Below are 16,915 nucleotides of genomic sequence, written 5' to 3'. Positions count from 1 at the left end.
TCAACTCGCTTTCCATCATAAGCCAGCTAATCGTTTAGCTGTAAAGTAACATACGAGGCTATTCATGTCAAGTGTAAGGAGCTTGACATTACAGGGCAGTGCAAAAGTTCCAGCAAGAGACACATAAGAGTCATTCATCCTAGAATATGTAAAACCTTTACATCTCAAGCAGTGAGGGATGACACTGTATGGCGCTCATCCTGGTCCAGCATATGTTGTGTCCGACCCTATCCATGGATAGTACCCTATCCATGGATAGGGTAAATATTGTACTGGATTCATATATATCGAGAGATGTAGGGACAAAAAATGGTGTATAGATAGATTGTGTACGAATAATCCTTGACAAGGTTTACTTTGCTATGTTATTTTTTAGCAAAACGATTAGCTAATCGTTTTTTCTATTCAGTTGCGAATGTGAAACATTCTCTTTTTTTACTGCATTGATGTATCCGGATAAGGAGAAATTGCAAGGAAGTGTTGGAGAGTGCGTGGGTCGATGGATGTACCACCATACAGACGACGATCAGGATTGTGGTACCGATGGCTGCTCCCGGCCTGGCGGCGGCTGCGCTGTTGTCCATTCTCTTTGCGTGGAATGATTTCTTCTTTGCGGTGACGTTGACGGATACCAATTCTCCGACGTTGCCGATTATGGTGGCGACATTCATGAGTAATGAGGGACTGTTCCTGGCGAAGTTGTCCGTGCTTTCGGCGCTGATTATCCTGGTGCCGGTGGCAATCGGCATTTATGCACAGAAGCACCTGGTGCAGGGATGAGCTGGTGGTGCCTTGAAATAGGATCTTTGGGAACCGATCAATAATCACGATATTCTATGCTAGAAGAGAGAAGGTAATGTATATGCGTGCTGTCATCGTTGATGCACCCGAGCAGGTACGAGTGGACAATGTGGCTGAGCCCATGCCGGGTCCGAGTGAAGTGTTGATTCGTGTGGGTGCGAGCGGGATTTGTGGAACTGATCTGCATATTATTGGTGGGGATTCGCCCCTGGCCCGGTATCCTCTGATTCCGGGTCATGAGTTTGCCGGTGAAGTAGTGGCTGTGGGAAGTGGTCTACAAAGCGAGGGGAAGGCGGGAGTGCCCATTACGGTGGGAAGCCGTGTTGCTGTCGAGCCGAATCTCTATTGTGGACAGTGTGAGTTTTGCCGTACAGGCCATGAAAACCTGTGCCTCAACTACGCGGCGATCGGCGTCACCATAAACGGAGCTTTTGCCCAGTATGTGACGGTACCTGCGGCCAAAGCCTATGTGCTTCCTGAAACCCTCTCATTCCGTGAGGGGGCTTTGATTGAACCGGTATCGTGTGCTGTTCACGGCATGCATAGTCTCAATCCCAGGTTCGGCGATACTTTTCTGATTGTAGGGGCCGGAACCATGGGACTGCTGCTCTTGCAACTGGCAGTACGGGGTGGGGCTTCGCGGATCGCTGTCGTCGACGTGAATACACAGCGATTGGCGCGCGCGGAACAGCTTGGCGCGACGCGTGTCTACACCGATATTCAACACGCACTCAAGGATGAGCCGTTGGGCTTTAACTGCGTGATTGATGCGACCGGTGTTGCGCCCGTCATCGAACAAGCCTTCATGACGGTGAAGCGGGGTGGAAAGTTTATGATCTTTGGGGTCGCATCACATGAGGCACGCGTTTCGCTTTCCCCTTTCCGGATCTATAACGATGAAATTACCATTGTTGGTTCGATGGCCGTTCTCTTCTCTTTTCAAGCTGCCCTCGATGTCATGAGCGCAGGCGTGATCGACACCCAGGCGATGCTCACCACTGCCCTGCCGCTGGATGATTTTCCGAAGGCGCTTGATATGGTACGACGTGGTGAAGGAGTGAAAACCCAGATTGTGCTGAATGCATAGAGAAGAGCTTCAGGATTCGAGAGGAAGAGAGACGATGACAGATTCAGTTCTGGATGTCATCAGTTGCGGCGAACTACTGATTGATTTTGTGGCGACGGAGGCGGGGATGACGCTGGCAGAGGCGTCACTCTTTCAAAAGGTTCCGGGCGGCGCGCCTGCGAATGTGGTGGTTGGCCTTGCTCGTCTGGGCAGGCGTGTCGGATTTCTGGGACAGGTGGGTGAGGATGAGTTTGGACATTGCCTGGTGGATACATTGCATCGTGATGGCGTGGATGTTTCCGCAGTGCGATTCTCGGAGCAGGCTCGCACCGCACTTGCCTTTGTCTCTTTGCTTGAGCAAGGTGAGCGGGATTTTATGTTCTACCGCCATCCGAGCGCGGATATGCTCTGGCGTCCTGAAGATGTTGCGCGGTCGTATGTTGAGCGGGCACGTATTGTCCATTATGGTTCGATTTCGTTGATTCACGAGCCGAGCCGTAGTGCGACGTTGACGGTGCTTCAGTATGCCAGGGAGAGTGGCGCGCTGATCTCCTACGATCCCAATCTGCGTCTTCCCCTCTGGCCCTCGGCTGAGGCGGCGAAGACCAGGATTCTGGAGGGCTGGCAGCATGCGGAACTAGTCAAGGTCAGTGAAGAAGAACTGCTCTTTCTGACAGGGGAGCAGTCCCTTGAGCGTGCGGCACGTGCACTCTGGCATGAGCGTCTGCGTCTTCTGGTAGTGACGCAAGGAAAAGTAGGGGCAATATATTTCACACCAACTACCAGCGGTCACGTCGCTGGTTTTGCCGTAGCAGCGAAAGATACCACAGGTGCCGGGGATGGCTTTGTTTCCGGCCTTCTGCATGGTCTGCTTATGGCAGACCTAAATCTGGAGCGATCCGCGATTGAGTATGCGTTGTCCATAGGGAACGCTGTAGGCGGACTGGTGACCACGCGGATCGGGGCAATGTCAGCACTTCCATCGTGGGATGATGTGCTGATGTTCCTTCAGAAATAACGCGTGATGGTGTGGTACAATTTGTGGTGCAAAGCCTCCTTTTGGCTCCATTAATGACCACGTGGAGGGAAACTCGTAACGCACCAGGACGTTCAACCAGTTGCACCATCACAGGTGCAACTGGTTGAGTATCAAAACGCGCAAATGGCAGTGGGCATCCAGGATCAATCAGTAGAGCAAGAAGAAGCCGTTTGTCTTCGGACGATTATGAGCGGGTTTGTTTTACCTTACCACTGAATCCATGTTCTTTCAGCATTGTAGGTATTACCCTGAAACGGATGAACTGAGTGGTTGCAATCACGCTTCTCAAGTATAGCATATGTAATGACTTTCCCACCATTACGGCAGGCCTTCCCTCTCTTATGGCAGCGGCTTTTACATGATGTGAAATGTATGCCGAGCAGCTCTTCATTTTGACAGCCAGAGGAGATCGCTGCAGCAGTGGCATATCTGGCGAGCCCGCTCGCTAATTATGTGAGTGGCGCAACGCTCCGCGTCGATGGTGGCACGATCCGTTCGGTGATCTAAGACCGCAACGATGCTTCTTCCCTGGCAGTGCTCAGATGAATGCCATTGGCCGTGCTGCCGCGTATCATGGAAACGCGCGCTACGGTCCATGACACGTGGCAAGGTGCAGTTCAACAGATTGAGGAGGACGACGTGGGTCGCCCAACGCGAGTTTCCGATACGGAAACGGTTGTCTCTTTACAACCACTTTCGACAAAATGCCTTGCGTGCGGCAACACAGCGCGGGTTGCTTATCATACACAGCGGAGTGTAACAATCCTGCAAGGCCATTTCCGTCTCTCACTGACAGTTCGACGGTGTCATCAGGAATCCTGCCCCCGTTATCACCAGCCTTACCGACCTGAAGAGGAGGGACGGTGGGCACTGCCCTATGGAGAATACGGCCTGGATGTGATTGCACTCATCTGGATGTTACGCTATCGTCATCACCACAGTCTGGCAGAACTGCACCTGGCCTTATATGATCGTGGAATTGCCATTGGAGAACGAACGGTGCTCAACCTTCTGGCCCGTTATGAGGAATTGGTGTCCCTCCATCTGGCCGAAAAGCCCCGCATCCAAAAGATTTTTGCCCAACAAAACTCAGCCTTTTTAGCTCTTGATGGGTTGCGCCCCGATGTAGGCCATGAGGTGTTGTGGGTCTTTCGTGAATGTGTGTCTGGAGAAATTCTGCTAGCACGCCCTCTCCTCAGTGAATGCGAAGCTGATCTGGCAGCATTGATTGCGGAAGTGCAGGCCGTTTTGCCCGTACCGATTCGGGGAGTGATTTCTGACGGACAACCCTCCATTCGCAACGCGGTCGCCTCTGCGCTGCCAGAAGTGCCCCATCAACTCTGCCACTTTCATTACCTTCGAGAAGCGGCCAAGCCGATCTATGAGGCTGATCGCCACGCCAAGAAAGAATTGAAGAAGCAGATGCGTGGCGTCCGTCCCATTGAGCGCACGATCGAGAAACAGAATGATGACGAAGCGGCAATCATTCGCAGCTACTGTTCGACAGTGCGTATTGCTCTCACGGATGATGGGCATCCTCCGCTCTCTGCGGTCGGGCTCAAGTTGCACGAGCGCCTCACACTCATCGCTGCTTCCCTCGAACGCGTGGCGCAAAAAAGAGGCTTGCCAACCGCGCTTGGGCGTTTGCACCATCTTCTGACGAAGGGGTTAACTACAACTGCTGACCTCTGGCCCGATGTGCAGGCTGGATATCAATGGGGTCCATCGGGCCGCACGCCTCCTTACCAATACTGAACAACGATCTGCTAGTGAGGTGCAGCAGCTCTACCAATCCCTCCTCGACGAAATGCACCAGGAAACATGCGCATCTGAGCCGCTTCGTCAGATGATCGCCACATTTCTCAAAGTGACTGTCAGTTACTGGTCGGGACTCTTTCCTTGTTATGATATGTCTGATCTTCCACGTACAAACAATGACTTGGAACATCTCTTTGGCTCAACCCGCTATCATGAACGGCGATGCACCGGTCGGAAACAGGCATCCCCTGGCCTCGTTGTACGAGGTGCCGTGCGAATCGTTGCCTCGGTTGCCAGCCAGCGCTATCACTTCAGTGGGCCAGAACTCCAACCACACGACCTCACGCAATGACGAAGACTGCATACTCAGGTGGATGGTCGCCACGAAGCTCGTCGTGAGCAGTATCGTTTCAGAAAGGCGCCTGTGGAGTATCTGGCCGCCTTGGAAGAAAAACTCTACCAGCAAACAATGCGGCCCTAGAAAAAAACCACCAGCAGCCAGCGATGCAAGTGTTCGCGTTGGCGGAAGCGGCAGTCTTCGATCTCACATCCTCGACGCTTGTAATCTTGAAAGGTGGCTTCCACCTTCATCCGTTTGCCATACGTGGTGACCCGAGCATGGGAGGCTGGCAGATCCGACACGAGAATCCATGGTTCCTCATAGCCTGCTTCCCAACAGATGCTCAAGTTGGTGGGAAACTGGTGCTCTTGCCAGAGGAGGACCTCTCCATACCAGGCGTGCCCGGGTTGCGTAATGCTGTGCTGGCATTGCTGCCAATCCCGATACAGGTGTCCCCATTTTTTGCGAAACCCCTCTCCCTGTTTGATGCGTAGCACATACTGCCATCGCACCTGCTTACAGAGCCGAATGAGGGGCAAGCAACTGAGCCCACGATCCGCTAGCAGCGTACAGGTCGAGTCTTTAAGCATGTCGCCCAGGCTGTCAAAGAGAGGACGCAGCAGATCCCACTGGCCTGCTCCCAGGTCTCTTTCTGAGGCATCACACGCCAGGCGAGCAGTAAGATGCGTGAGTGGACCAGCAACTCGATATAAACGATACTTGCCTCCTCGTTGTAGGGCGTCAGATCCAAGACTAGAGCGTGTCTAGGAAGGCCCCGGAAGCCGATTGACAGAATCACGAGAGGAAGATGGGCGCAGTCTGCTAAAATAGATGAGAAAAGGGGAGAAAAGAGCGTCTATACAGGAAAGGTTGGAATGCCATATGGAACGCTATCCTTCTGATCTCACTGATGCAGAGTGGGTGATTCTTGAACCACTCATCCCACTTGAGAAGCCAGGTGGAAGGCCACGCAAAATCGATATGCGGGCGGTGCTCAATGGGATTTTTTACGTCCTGCGAGCTGGCTGCGCCTGGCGCATGATTCCTCATGACTATCCACCGAAATCAACGGTATATGCGTATTTTGCTCTCTTTCGCACTGAGGGAGTATGGGAACAGATCATGGCAAGCTTGCGGGAACGCTGCCGCCAGGAGGCTGGACGCGAAGCCACCCCTTCAGCTGGCATCATCGATAGCCAATCGATACGAAGCACGGACCGAGAGGGACCGCACGGCTACGATGGCGGCAAGAAGTTGTCTGGCAGAAAGAGACACATCTTCGTCGATACCACCAGACTCCTTCTGAAAGTGGTCGTCCATACGGCTGATATCCAGGATCGGCAAGGTGTCCCGTTCCTTTTAGAACCCGTCAAAGGACGCTTCCCCCGCATGAAAAAAGTCTGGGCGGATCAGGGATACACGGGCAAAGGACGAGGATGGATCAAAGAGCAGATGGGATGGGAAGTGGAGATCGTCCGCCATAGCTGGCCAGCCTGTGGAGAGTGGGTCCCTCATGGGGATCTCTCAGACGTGAGCACCGTCTGGTTCACCTATGAGCGCATCAAACCAGAACCCAAGAAATTTCGAGGGGTCTTGCCCCAGCGCTGGGTAGTAGAACGAACGTTTGCGTGGATGGGACGCTCTCGCCGTATGAGTAAGGATTATGAGTACTTGACAAGCAGCAGCGAAAGTATGGTGTGTCTGACAATGATTCGTTTGATGCTCAGGAGACTGACGGACACCTCTGAAACGACCAGGGAAAATGCCCAACGGCGTCGCGCCGTTTGAGCAGCCTTCCTGGACACGCTCTAGTGTCACATCTTTGCCTTTCCAATGAGGCAAGACCTGTGCGAGAAACTGGCCCCAGCACTGCTCCACATCAATGCGCTCATTTTCCACAAATTGTTGCAGCCGCTTTTCATAGCTCTCCATCTTGGTTGGCTTGTCGCTGTATTCCCAGACGGCCTCAGCCACCCGTTGCATGACGGCGTTTCCTGCCAGCACAATGCCTTGCACACAAAAGGCGAGCGCGTTTTGTCGATAGGCATGTAAATTTGGGAAGAGTTCCTTGACTTGTCGGCTCCATTGGTCTATAACAAGATCGAATGCACTTATGCGTGTCCTCCAAATGTTTCTTTTTTTTATAAGACGCTCATGAATGCATTTTTTTTGCCTCCTTTTTTCTGCTTCTGTGCCCCTTGTACTTCGAACATATTTTCTGTCCGGGAGAGAGGCTGATGCTGTCCCGAGAACTCATAAGCCAGTACTCAAGCCAAGTGGAGAGCCTTATGCCGCGAGAAGGTGCGCCATGTCACGTATTGAGTGAATTGCCACCGCAGGTGGCCGGAGTTCAAGGCAAAAGACTCTGAGACGACCAACCTTACCTCGACCCGAAAGGGAAAGGGAACAAGAGCATGGTCGGAAAGCAGGGAAGAGCAGAAGACGTGTATGTTATTGCCCTGCAACCTCTGCATCCTATGGCTAGAGCTGAATTGCTCAAATCCAAATGTCCGGCGGTGGACGGCACATCTGTCGGTAGCACGTCTGAACGCCGATGTCATCGAGAACTCTGAGTTCCGTCTTTGTACCTGGTTCGCTGCAAATTTTGAATGCAATCAACATCGCCAGCCTGTTCGTGTTCGCCATCGTCCTTGTGAGTAACTGGAAACGTGTACCGCTCCACTATGCGCTTTTCGCGCTGGTGCTCATCGTTTTCCCGCTCTGTTATCCTATCAGCACCGCTGATGCGTTATCTGCCCTGCCGCGCTACATGCTCATTGTGTTTCTCCTTGTGATCATCAGTGCCAGTTGGAAGCAGCCACGGCTAGCCACCCTCTGCCTGGCAGGATCGTTCGCACTCTTTACCTTCAACGTCGTATGGTTCATCAGTCATTACTGGGTCGCCTGAGGACAACGTTGTCGTGATAGAAATTTCAGGCACATCCCTGGCGATAGCACGAGAAAGAAAGTGGATACCCACCATAGCCTTCATTCTTGCGGTTGTATACCCGTGTAGCGTGCACGTGGGCGGATCTCCTGCCCGATCGTATATTGCTCAATGGCATGGGCAATCCAACCAGTACAACGTGCAAGCGCAAAAAGGGCCATCGCTTCTTCATCTGTAAGATCGAATACATCCGCTAGCACCGCGTAGGCAAGTTCCATACGCGGATGAAGTCCAAGTAATTGCTCAACTTCATCGACCATCGTCCAGGCAAGCTCAGTTGCTCTTCTATTGGGATAGGAGGTGCGTAACAGTTCGAGTAACTTGAGTGGTCGCGGATCTCCGCCAGGGAAGAGACGATGCTTGAAACCTGGCAGCTGTTCTCCTTGCTTGAGACGCGTGATAACTACCTCTCGTATGTGGTACGGTTGTCTGGTTTCATGCAGGAACTTGAGGGTCTGGAGCATACGACCAGCGCTTCGTATCCCCTGGAGGGCGCTGAGCGCAGCCTGGACCACTCCATAAAGCGGAGCTCCTGCCGAGGCGACACAGCGAGCAGTAAAAGCCGTAGAGCTCAATTCATTGTCTGCATTCAAAATAAGCGCTGCATTGAAGAGACGAATGGCCTTTTGGTCATCCGCTGCCCAGCGCTGCTGGAGTGTCCCGGCAATAGTGGCTTGTGGTGCAACTGTCTGAGACAGAAACACGGTAATAAGCCAGAGTAATCGCGCTCCTGTGGAGAGAAGTGCCTCCTTGCTCATATCGTAAGCAACCGGGTCCTGACTCATTGCCCAGGGAAGGATCATTTGAAGGCGCTCAAGTGGCGTCAGCTGAGAAACATACTCCTGCGCACAGAAGTTAGCCAATGAGTGTAAAAACTCTTTCCTCGGTTGCTGTGTGACAAAGATCTGTGATGCCTCCTGAACTGCATGCTCATCGCTCCAGAGCAAGAGTGCGACCTGCTCAAGGCTCCAGGTATCTGCCAGTGAGATGACATCATGCCCACGATAATACACCCGAGCATTTCGTGCGAGAAATAATTCAGAATCAAGCACAGGGTTTCCCCAGGAGAGTGCCTGACTGGCAGCCAGCTCAGGGTGCTGACGTATCTGCTTGCGCTCTTTCAATCGCCGAATATCCTCGCCCAGATATACCCGCACCTGACGCGAACCGCTGGCCGCTTCCGAACGGATTTCTCCTCGGCTGACGTAGGCATACAAAGTTTTCAGGGTAATACCCAACTCGGCGGCGGCTTCGCGTGCAGTCAGATAGTCATGTGTATTCATTTTGCGCTTCTCTCTTTCTCAGAACAAACTTCGTGCATAGCATATCATAGGTTGATATAAAAATCAACCAGTTGACTACCGGTTATTTTCAGAATATACTAAGAGCAATGAATGGATATCAAAAAAGGAAGGAAGTACTCATGACACAACAACATCCCATCTATAATGCTCCACAGTTTCATCCCAACAACGTCGTAGTCCCTTTGCCGGATGATGAAACTCTTTCTCCTGAAACGGTGAAATTGCTTTCTCTGGGAGCTCCGATCCATATTGGACGTATGCTTGCAGGAGCCGAGGATTTATTCCCCTCTCTTCTCGCCCTTATTAAGGCAATTTTTACCGCCGAGGGGATTGATCCTCGGCTGCGTGAGATCATCATTCTGCGTACGGCGTACTTGACCGATTGTGCTTACGAGTGGGAAGCAAACGTCGTTTTTGCCAGAAACGTTGGGCTGACCGAAGAGCAGATAGCTCAGCTCTGCAGCGATAAGCCGGTCACTGCTCTGGACTCAGTCAGCAATCTTATCTCTCGTGCAACTGATGAAATAACTCGGACCGCTACCCTGAGCGACGAAACCCTTTCGCAGCTTTTGAAGCAGTTTGGTCCAGCCGTTACCACGAAATATATCATTGCGATCTCATGGTTTAACATGCTCAGTCGTATCCTTCTTTCGACGCGCGTGCCACGCGAAACCGACATTTCTGTGCTAGAGAGTCGAACGTCACCATTGTAAGTTGATCAACTTGCTGTGGACACAGAGCTACGCTAGCTGCGACGAGTTGCAAAGTAGCGTCTGGCCCCCGAGCATGTTTTTCCTGAAAGAGAAGAAAAACTCAAATTTTTCTCAAGATGACCAGATCCGTCCGCTTCCTGGCTTGATCGACCATTGGTGCTCCCTTCGCCGGGGGCTATCATATCAACAAATGGTTGATTGATCCTGGTCCAACCATCCAAGCATGGAAAGAGATCCGCAAGGGCAAAGGAGAATGAGAGTCATGCCGGTCTTCGACTCGTTTCTAACGACTACCCAGCACGCGGGCGTGTTGGAGACGCGGGAGCGGCGCGTGCTTTTCCTGATGCTGCCGCAGATCAACCTGCTGGACCTGGTGGGACCAGCGCAGGTCTATGACGCCGCAGCGCGGCTGGGCATGCCCTACAGGCTGATCTTCTGTGCCCATCGACCGAAGGTGTTCAGTGCACAAGGACTGGTCTGTGCCCATCTCCAGCCGCTCGAACCCCTCCAGCCAGGCGATCTTGATTGTGCCTGGTCTGCAAATCAACAGTGAGGAGAGCAGGAGGGGGCTCTGGGAACCGGCGATCATCCGTTGGCTACGCCAACGCCGCGCTAGCGCGGCGTTGGTTTTCAGATAAGATCTTCGTTAGAAATTCAACGTCTAGAAAGGAACAAAATGACGACACCACTTCCAGCTCAGCTAGAGCCTCTCTTTACCCATCAAACAGCACAGGTCAATGGGGTCCGTTTGCATTATGTTATTGGCGGTCAAGGATTTCCTGTGCTGCTGCTCCATGGCTGGCCTCAGACCTGGTACGCATGGCGCAAAATCATGCCTGCACTCGCCGAGAAGTATACGGTGATCGCGCCAGATTCACGTGGGATGGGCGATTCTGAAAGAACCGACAGCGGCTATGATGCCTCCACGCTGGCTGAGGACGCCTTCTCGCTGGTGCGCTCTCTGGGTTTCCAGCATATTTTCCTCATCAGTCATGACCTGGGTGTCTCAGCCGCCTATGCCTATGCCGCACGATACCGGGAGGCTGTGCAGCGTCTCGTGATCCTGGATGCTCCCCTCGAAGGCTTTGGGCGCGAAGAGTATGCCGCCAAAAACAGTGTCTGGCACTATGGCTTGTTCCAGGCTCCCAGGAGCCTGGCGGAATCCCTGGTTGAGGGACGTGAGCACATCCTGCTGCAGTGGTTCTTCGCCCGCGCGAGAAATTCGGCTGCCTTCACGCAAGAGGATATCGCCGAGTACGTTCGTTGTTACTCTGGTCGAGATGCCTTACGAGCTGGATTTGAGTATTACCGCTCGTTCTCAACCAATGCGCAGCAATTTAGAGCATACAGCAAAGAAAAGTTACACATCCCGGTCTTAGCGCTGGGAGGCGAATATAGTGGAGCTGGCTGGCCGTTCTATAGTTTCGCTCAACTCGCCGACAACGTCTCCGGCGGCATCATCCCCGAGTGTGGCCATTATATTGCGGAGGAACAACCAGAAGAACTGCTCCAACGACTCAACACATTTTTCTCTAACAAGAGTAGCAGGTCTCTTCTCTAGAAGTCTAATCTGAAGACTCCCCAGTCGAAAGAACGAGAGAGTCTGAGTGGTGCTTCCACGCTTCCAGCCACCCTGTCGAAACAGGAAGGCTGGCTCTTGTGTGGCTTCACTCAGACTTTGAGGTTTCTCAAGAAAGGAAACAGACAGATGACGGAAACATCTGATTTCGGAACGTTTGGTCGCTATAAGGAACTCTCCCTGGAGGAGATGACCCCTGAGCAAAAAAAAGCGTATGAGTTCACCGTGAAAACACGCGGGCAAGTGCCCGGGCCGTACAAGATCTGGCTACAAAACCCGAAACTGATCGATGTCATGGTGCCTCTGGGGGCCTACTACCAGGGGAGCTCATCGCTCTCTAAAGCGGAGATCGAGATTGCCACGAACCTGATAAATGCCCGGTGGTTAGCGGCGTACTCGAACTACGAACACGAATGGATCGCCGAACAGCTCGGTGGTCTGCCAGCGGAGAAGGTCGAGGCGTTGATTGCTGGACTGCCCACGTCGTTCGAGGACCCCCGGCAGCAGGTCGTCTATGAAATCACGTCCGCGCTGATCGCGCCACGCGTGGTCCCTACCGGCCTCTATCGACGTGCCGTTCAGTTGCTGGGGCACACCGGCCTGACGGATTTAACCGTTCTCATCGGGTACTTTACCAGCGTCTCGCTGACACTGCGGGCGTACGACGTTCCCTCCAATGCCATTGGTTTAGAGCGTTGATGCCTCCTTTTTTCCCAGGCTGCTAGCGTTGGCGAGCAGGATTGCCAGAATATGCACACATTTCAAGATCACATGTTTTGATCACTGCGAGAGGAGAAGGTACGATGTCTCACCAACCTGAAAGAATGGGCGGTCGTCTGCCCCTGCTCAATCCAGCAACGATGTCGGCGGCACAAAAAGAGGTCTATGATCGCCTCAATAAGACCATGATTCAATGGGCCGACCGCACTCAATTTCAGAGCAAGACTGACGATGGAAGACTGATTGGTCCGTTCAACCCGGGGCTGTACAGCCCTGGCATTGGCACGGCCTTTTTGGATTTACACGATGCTGAAGAGAAGTATACGTCGCTCAGCGAGCGAGTTCGCCAGGTGGTGATTCTTGCCGTCGGCGCTGTGTGGGAGTCGGACTACGAGTTGTACGCTCATGCAGCCGCGGCACGCCAGGCTGGTCTTTCTGAGGACGCCATCCGAACGCTTACGACTGGTGGGCTCCCGGATGATCTGAGTGAGCAGGAGAAGATTGCTCAACAGTACGCACGGAACCTTTCTGCTGAGCATCGTGTGAATGCGGCTCTGTACAGCGCTGCCGAGCAAGCTTTTGGCAAGCAAGGAGTCGCCGATCTCACGTATCTCGTCGGGATCTACCACATCACCTGTGCGCTGTTGAACGCCTTTGACATTCCTGCGCCTTCCGAACAGTTCTAAACGAAGTATTCATAAGCGTGCCACGGGCTTGAGATGAGAGCCAGGATCCCCTCAACCGGAGGCACTTCCAACCTTTCTAGGAGAGTAAAGTCTGTGCACAGGCTTTGGAACCATATTCAAGGAGAATATCATGATATCTGACACTATGCCACACGTGAAGCTGACCACGATCGCCGAGTTTCCCCAGGGATTCATGCTGGAGAACATCGCCGTACGGAGTGACAACTCGATGCTCGTCACCGTTCCGAGTCACCGTGAACTCTGGTTTATTCCTTCACCCGCTACGGCCATCCCGGTTGAACCCCTGAAACTGTCTACCTTTGCCACCCTCCCAACCGGCATTGTCGAGACAGAGCCCGACGTCTTCTACATTTCGACGGGCAAGTTTTACAACACGGACGAAGCGTTTCTGGAGCGGCTGGATCTGCGCGGCTGGACGCCCGGCATGGCGGTGCAGCTGGAGCAGGTGTTGCAATTCCCTAAGAACGTGCGTGGCCTCAACGGCAGTTGCCTCCTCGCGCCCAACGTCATTCTGCTGGCGGACTCGTTCGCCGGTCTGATCTGGAGAGTCGATCTGCCCAGCGATGGTGGAACTCCAGTCGCACGTGTCTGGTTGCAGCATGAGAGCATGGGATACTATCGGGGTCAGATGAAGCCTGAGCAGCCTGGCATCAACGGCATCCGCTACGCAGCGAAGTTGGGCTATATCTACTACACGGCGACCGCCAAGAAGCTGTTCATGCGCGTGCGGGTCAACCCTGAGACGCTGGAGGCGATCGGCGAGCCGGAGCATGTTTCGGTGGGACGCATGGCGGACGACTTCTGGATCGACGAAGAGGCCGGAGTGGCCTATCTGACCACGCACCGGGAAAACACTCTCGACCGCGTCTCGCTGGAGCCGTCCAAAAACGACGCACGCATCATCATTGCAGGTGAGCCGTTCAATACAGAACTGGTGGGACCCACCAGTGGCGCGTGGAGTCGGCAAGTCGGTGAGACTGGCCGCATCGCCTATTTCGCCACCGATGGCGGCACCGTCTCGCCGCCGGCCGACGGAGTGCGCCGTTCGGCGAAGGTGCTGCGTATAGAGGTGCCGCAGGTTCTGCAGTAGTAACGCCATGAGAAGTGTGCTACGACTCTAGATTCAATGGAGGAAATATATGATACAAAAGAAACGGAGCGAATGTATCCGGGGAACTGGCGTGACGCTTGAAGTCCTTGTCGACGGCAGTGGTCCCGCCCTGGTTGTGCTGCCATCCTATGGGCGCGGAAGTGGAGAGGACTTCGACGCCTTCGCACAGATGGTGAGCGCGGCTGGCTTCACCGTTCTGCGTCCGCAACCGCGCGGCATCGGAGGTTCACAGGGCACGATGAGTGGATTGACCGTGCACGACCTTGCCGCCGATATCGCGTTGGTGATCCGTTCGCTCGGGTCTGGTCAGGCGATCGTGCTGGGTCACGCGTTCGGCCAGGGGGTCGCGCGCATGCTGGCGGTGGATCATCCCTCCCTGGTCCAGGGCATCATTATGGCGGCCGCGCAATGTAGTGCGGTGTCGCCCGAGATCAGCAAAACGCCACACCAGGCGTGCGACCTCAATGCACCGGTCGAAGAGCGACTGGCCGCGCTCCGGAAGGGATTCTTCGCGCCTGGCCATGACCCCGCTGTCTGGATCCAGGGTTGGTATCCCGAGACCATGCAGATGGAGGTACACTGTGCCGGTACGGTATCACAGGCGGAGTACTGGTCTGCTGGATCGGCCCCGATACTGGAGATCATTCCGGATTCCGATCCCTTCAAGCCGCGCGCGTACTGGGGAGAACTTCGCCAGCAACTGGGCGACCGGGTGACTACCGAAATCGTCACCGACGCCAGCCATGCGCTTTTTCCCGAACAGCCGGAGCAGGTTGCCAATGTCGTCATTGCCTGGTGTCAACGGCTGCTCGCTGATGGATAGTAGGCGAAAGCAGGCGATCGGACCCCTGCTGTATCATAGAACGCAGCACACTCTCACAGCCGTTTCACATTCGACTGCAGGATATATAAAGCTTATACAGCTTACACAGAAGGAAGGCAAGCGCTTATGTCTCAAACAGTAAGCGACAAGCATCTACGCACAATCACGCTGGAGGAACATTACGCCTCGCCAGCGTTTATCGACGGTCCGGGCAGCACACTCAAGTCGCAAGCGCCGATACCGGGAGCGGACATATCTCATTTGCTCGATCGGCTGCTCAATCTCGATCAACTGCGGCTTTCAGAGATGGACGCCGCCGGCATCGATATGCAGGTGCTCTCGTTGACCACGCCCGGCACGGAGCAGCTTGAAGCGGGCGAGGCAGTGCCCTTTGCGCGCGATACCAATGATTACCTCGCTGCTGCGGTGCGACGCCATCCAGAGCGCTTCGCAGCCTTCGCCACACTGCCAACCGCAGCCCCCGAGGCGGCGGCCGACGAACTGGAGCGCACCGTACAGATCTACGGCTTCAAAGGCGCGCTCATCAACGGTCACAGTCACGGACGCTACCTCGACGATCCACACTTCTGGCCGATCCTTGAACGCGCCGCCCACCTGCAGGTTCCGCTCTATATCCATCCCACACCGCCGCCACAGGCGGTAATCGACGCATTCTATACTGGCCACTTCTCGGCGGAGATCAGCGATGGACTGGCCACCTCGGGCTGGGGCTGGCATATCGAGACCGCCATTCATGTGTTGCGCATCATTCTCGGCGGCGTGTTCGACCGCTACCCGGATCTGCAACTGATCATCGGCCACCTGGGCGAGGCACTGCCATTTATGCTGTCCCGGCTCAATCTACGCTTCCCACAGCAGCTGACAAAACTGCAGCGACCCGTCAGCTCCTACCTGCGCGAGAACGTCTACTACACGATCAGCGGCTTCAACTTCCTGCCATCCTTCCTGACCATGCTGCTTGAGATCGGGGTCGAGCGCATCATGTTCTCGGCCGACTATCCCTTCGTTTCAATGGAGCAGGCGCAGACCTTTCTTGCACAGCTGCCGCTCAGTCCAGCTGATAAAGCACGCATCGCCCACGTCAATGCTGAGCGCGTGCTCCATCTCTAGAGCATGTATGCTTCGCATGGGGTCCAGCTCATAGCCGAAACGAACATCTTGCGGCAGGCTATGTGATGGTGGCCGAATCCGTCCGCAATCAGACTCGATTTGCCCTCGTCTCCAGGCGCGTTCTCTGTGATACTAGTACTGAATAAAAAAGTCATAGGCTTCATCACTGAGAGGAGAAACATATTATGAAGCAACAATGGAACGTTGGTATTTTACTGTACGATCATGTCGATCTGACTGACGTTGCTGGTCCTTACGAGGTGTTTCATATTGCCGCGCATACCGTGGACGATGCTCCAAAGCTGCTCCCGGCGCGAACTACTTCCGATAAGCATCCCTTTCTTATCAGGACCGTTTCTTCCAATGGTCAACTACTTCGAGCCAATAATGGACTTCGTCTCCAGCCGGATTATGCGTTTGAGCAGGCGCCTGAGTTTGATATCGTGGTTATCCCTGGGAGCAGCCTTATTGTCCTTGACCAGATCTGCACGCAGGAGAAGGAAGTGATCCGTTGGATCGCCCGGGCTTCCACTCACTGTCAACTCATGACATCCGTGTGCACGGGAGCCTTTTTGCTCGCCGAGGCTGGTCTGCTCGATGGGAAGCGAGCCACCACCCATTGGTCTGCGTTCGATCAGTTTGAGCAACGCTTTCCTCAGATCCAGCTTCAGCGGGCAGGCAAGTTTGTCGATGAGGGCACGATTGTCACCGCGGGAGGGGTCACATCGGGTTTCAACATGGCGCTGCATGTTGTCGAACGTCTCCTTGGAGAAGATGTGGCTCAGTTAACCGCCAGAGACATCGATTTTCAAGTGGCATCGCGCGCATAAAGCAGCGCGCCAGATCCCTGTGATCGTCTCGATGCGCCGATCGGCA

General features: G+C 54.1%; 16 protein-coding genes and 2 pseudogenes. 16 read left to right on the top strand and 2 right to left on the bottom strand.

The window, feature by feature from the left end:
• The first annotated feature begins 477 nt into the window (after positions 1–477).
• From KTT_RS03855 to KTT_RS03835, 5 genes and pseudogenes are all read left to right on the top strand, one after another.
• Positions 478–780 (top strand): ABC transporter permease subunit, encoded by a 303-nt coding sequence (locus tag KTT_RS03855; RefSeq protein WP_160145618.1) that lies wholly within the window; start codon positions 478–480, stop codon positions 778–780.
• Positions 781–862: 82 nt separating this feature from the next.
• Entirely contained in the window at positions 863–1,888 is a 1,026-nt protein-coding gene (locus tag KTT_RS03850) for a zinc-dependent alcohol dehydrogenase family protein (protein WP_126599394.1), read from the top strand.
• Between the two features lie 34 nt (positions 1,889–1,922).
• The gene (locus tag KTT_RS03845) at positions 1,923–2,885 is read left to right on the top strand and encodes a PfkB family carbohydrate kinase (RefSeq protein ID WP_160145617.1); all 963 of its coding nucleotides are present in this window, start codon (positions 1,923–1,925) and stop codon (positions 2,883–2,885) included.
• A 417-nt stretch (positions 2,886–3,302) separates the two neighbouring features.
• Positions 3,303–3,413, top strand: a pseudogene (locus KTT_RS37360) (SDR family oxidoreductase); the annotation flags it as partial.
• 255 nt (positions 3,414–3,668) lie between these two features.
• A pseudogene (locus KTT_RS03835) lies at positions 3,669–5,145 on the top strand (ISNCY family transposase).
• Here KTT_RS03835 and KTT_RS03830 read toward each other — a convergent pair.
• A complete protein-coding gene (locus tag KTT_RS03830) occupies positions 5,142–5,624 on the bottom strand; it encodes a transposase (protein ID WP_371864894.1) in 483 nt (160 codons plus the stop codon). The pseudogene KTT_RS03835 and the gene KTT_RS03830 sit on opposite strands and share 4 nt — an antisense overlap.
• Before the next feature lie 262 nt (positions 5,625–5,886).
• Here KTT_RS03830 and KTT_RS03825 point away from each other — a divergent pair, with 262 nt between their 5' ends.
• Positions 5,887–6,792, top strand: a complete 906-nt coding sequence (locus KTT_RS03825) for an IS5 family transposase (RefSeq protein ID WP_126594728.1) — start codon at positions 5,887–5,889, stop codon at positions 6,790–6,792.
• Positions 6,793–7,609: 817 nt separating this feature from the next.
• Entirely contained in the window at positions 7,610–7,912 is a 303-nt protein-coding gene (locus KTT_RS03820; protein ID WP_126594727.1) for a hypothetical protein, read from the top strand.
• 80 nt (positions 7,913–7,992) lie between these two features.
• On the opposite strand, the gene KTT_RS03815 is transcribed toward KTT_RS03820, so the two are convergent.
• Complete coding sequence (locus KTT_RS03815) at positions 7,993–9,234, bottom strand: citrate synthase family protein (RefSeq protein ID WP_126594726.1); 1,242 nt, start codon at positions 9,232–9,234, stop codon at positions 7,993–7,995.
• Positions 9,235–9,374: 140 nt separating this feature from the next.
• Between KTT_RS03815 and KTT_RS03810 the strand changes: the two genes are divergently transcribed.
• The 9 genes from KTT_RS03810 (at position 9,375) to KTT_RS03770 (ending at position 16,869) form a co-directional block, all read left to right on the top strand.
• Positions 9,375–9,968 carry a carboxymuconolactone decarboxylase family protein gene (locus KTT_RS03810; protein ID WP_160145616.1) on the top strand — a complete coding sequence of 198 codons (594 nt, stop codon included), beginning with the start codon at positions 9,375–9,377 and terminating at the stop codon, positions 9,966–9,968.
• A gap of 262 nt (positions 9,969–10,230) precedes the next feature.
• On the top strand, positions 10,231–10,521 hold the full coding sequence (locus tag KTT_RS03805; protein WP_126594724.1) for a type 1 glutamine amidotransferase family protein: 291 nt from the start codon (positions 10,231–10,233) through the stop codon (positions 10,519–10,521).
• A gap of 123 nt (positions 10,522–10,644) precedes the next feature.
• On the top strand, positions 10,645–11,529 hold the full coding sequence (locus tag KTT_RS03800) for an alpha/beta fold hydrolase (RefSeq protein WP_126594723.1): 885 nt from the start codon (positions 10,645–10,647) through the stop codon (positions 11,527–11,529).
• A gap of 147 nt (positions 11,530–11,676) precedes the next feature.
• Positions 11,677–12,246, top strand: coding sequence for a carboxymuconolactone decarboxylase family protein (locus KTT_RS03795; RefSeq protein ID WP_126594722.1), 570 nt, complete (start codon positions 11,677–11,679; stop codon positions 12,244–12,246).
• Positions 12,247–12,350: 104 nt separating this feature from the next.
• Entirely contained in the window at positions 12,351–12,953 is a 603-nt protein-coding gene (locus tag KTT_RS03790) for a carboxymuconolactone decarboxylase family protein (protein WP_126594721.1), read from the top strand.
• A 130-nt stretch (positions 12,954–13,083) separates the two neighbouring features.
• Entirely contained in the window at positions 13,084–14,064 is a 981-nt protein-coding gene (locus tag KTT_RS03785) for a hypothetical protein (protein WP_218030827.1), read from the top strand.
• 49 nt (positions 14,065–14,113) lie between these two features.
• On the top strand, positions 14,114–14,908 hold the full coding sequence (locus KTT_RS03780; protein ID WP_126594720.1) for an alpha/beta fold hydrolase: 795 nt from the start codon (positions 14,114–14,116) through the stop codon (positions 14,906–14,908).
• Positions 14,909–15,034: 126 nt separating this feature from the next.
• Positions 15,035–16,039 (top strand): amidohydrolase family protein, encoded by a 1,005-nt coding sequence (locus tag KTT_RS03775; RefSeq protein WP_126594719.1) that lies wholly within the window; start codon positions 15,035–15,037, stop codon positions 16,037–16,039.
• 185 nt (positions 16,040–16,224) lie between these two features.
• The gene (locus tag KTT_RS03770) at positions 16,225–16,869 is read left to right on the top strand and encodes a DJ-1/PfpI family protein (RefSeq protein WP_218030826.1); all 645 of its coding nucleotides are present in this window, start codon (positions 16,225–16,227) and stop codon (positions 16,867–16,869) included.
• Positions 16,870–16,915 lie beyond the last annotated feature (46 nt).

The sequence above is a fragment of the Dictyobacter aurantiacus genome (assembly GCF_003967515.1).
Classification (GTDB): Bacteria; Chloroflexota; Ktedonobacteria; order Ktedonobacterales; family Ktedonobacteraceae; genus Dictyobacter; species Dictyobacter aurantiacus.
Note: the sequence above shows the minus strand (reverse complement) of the source record. Positions and strands in the feature narration are given on the sequence as shown.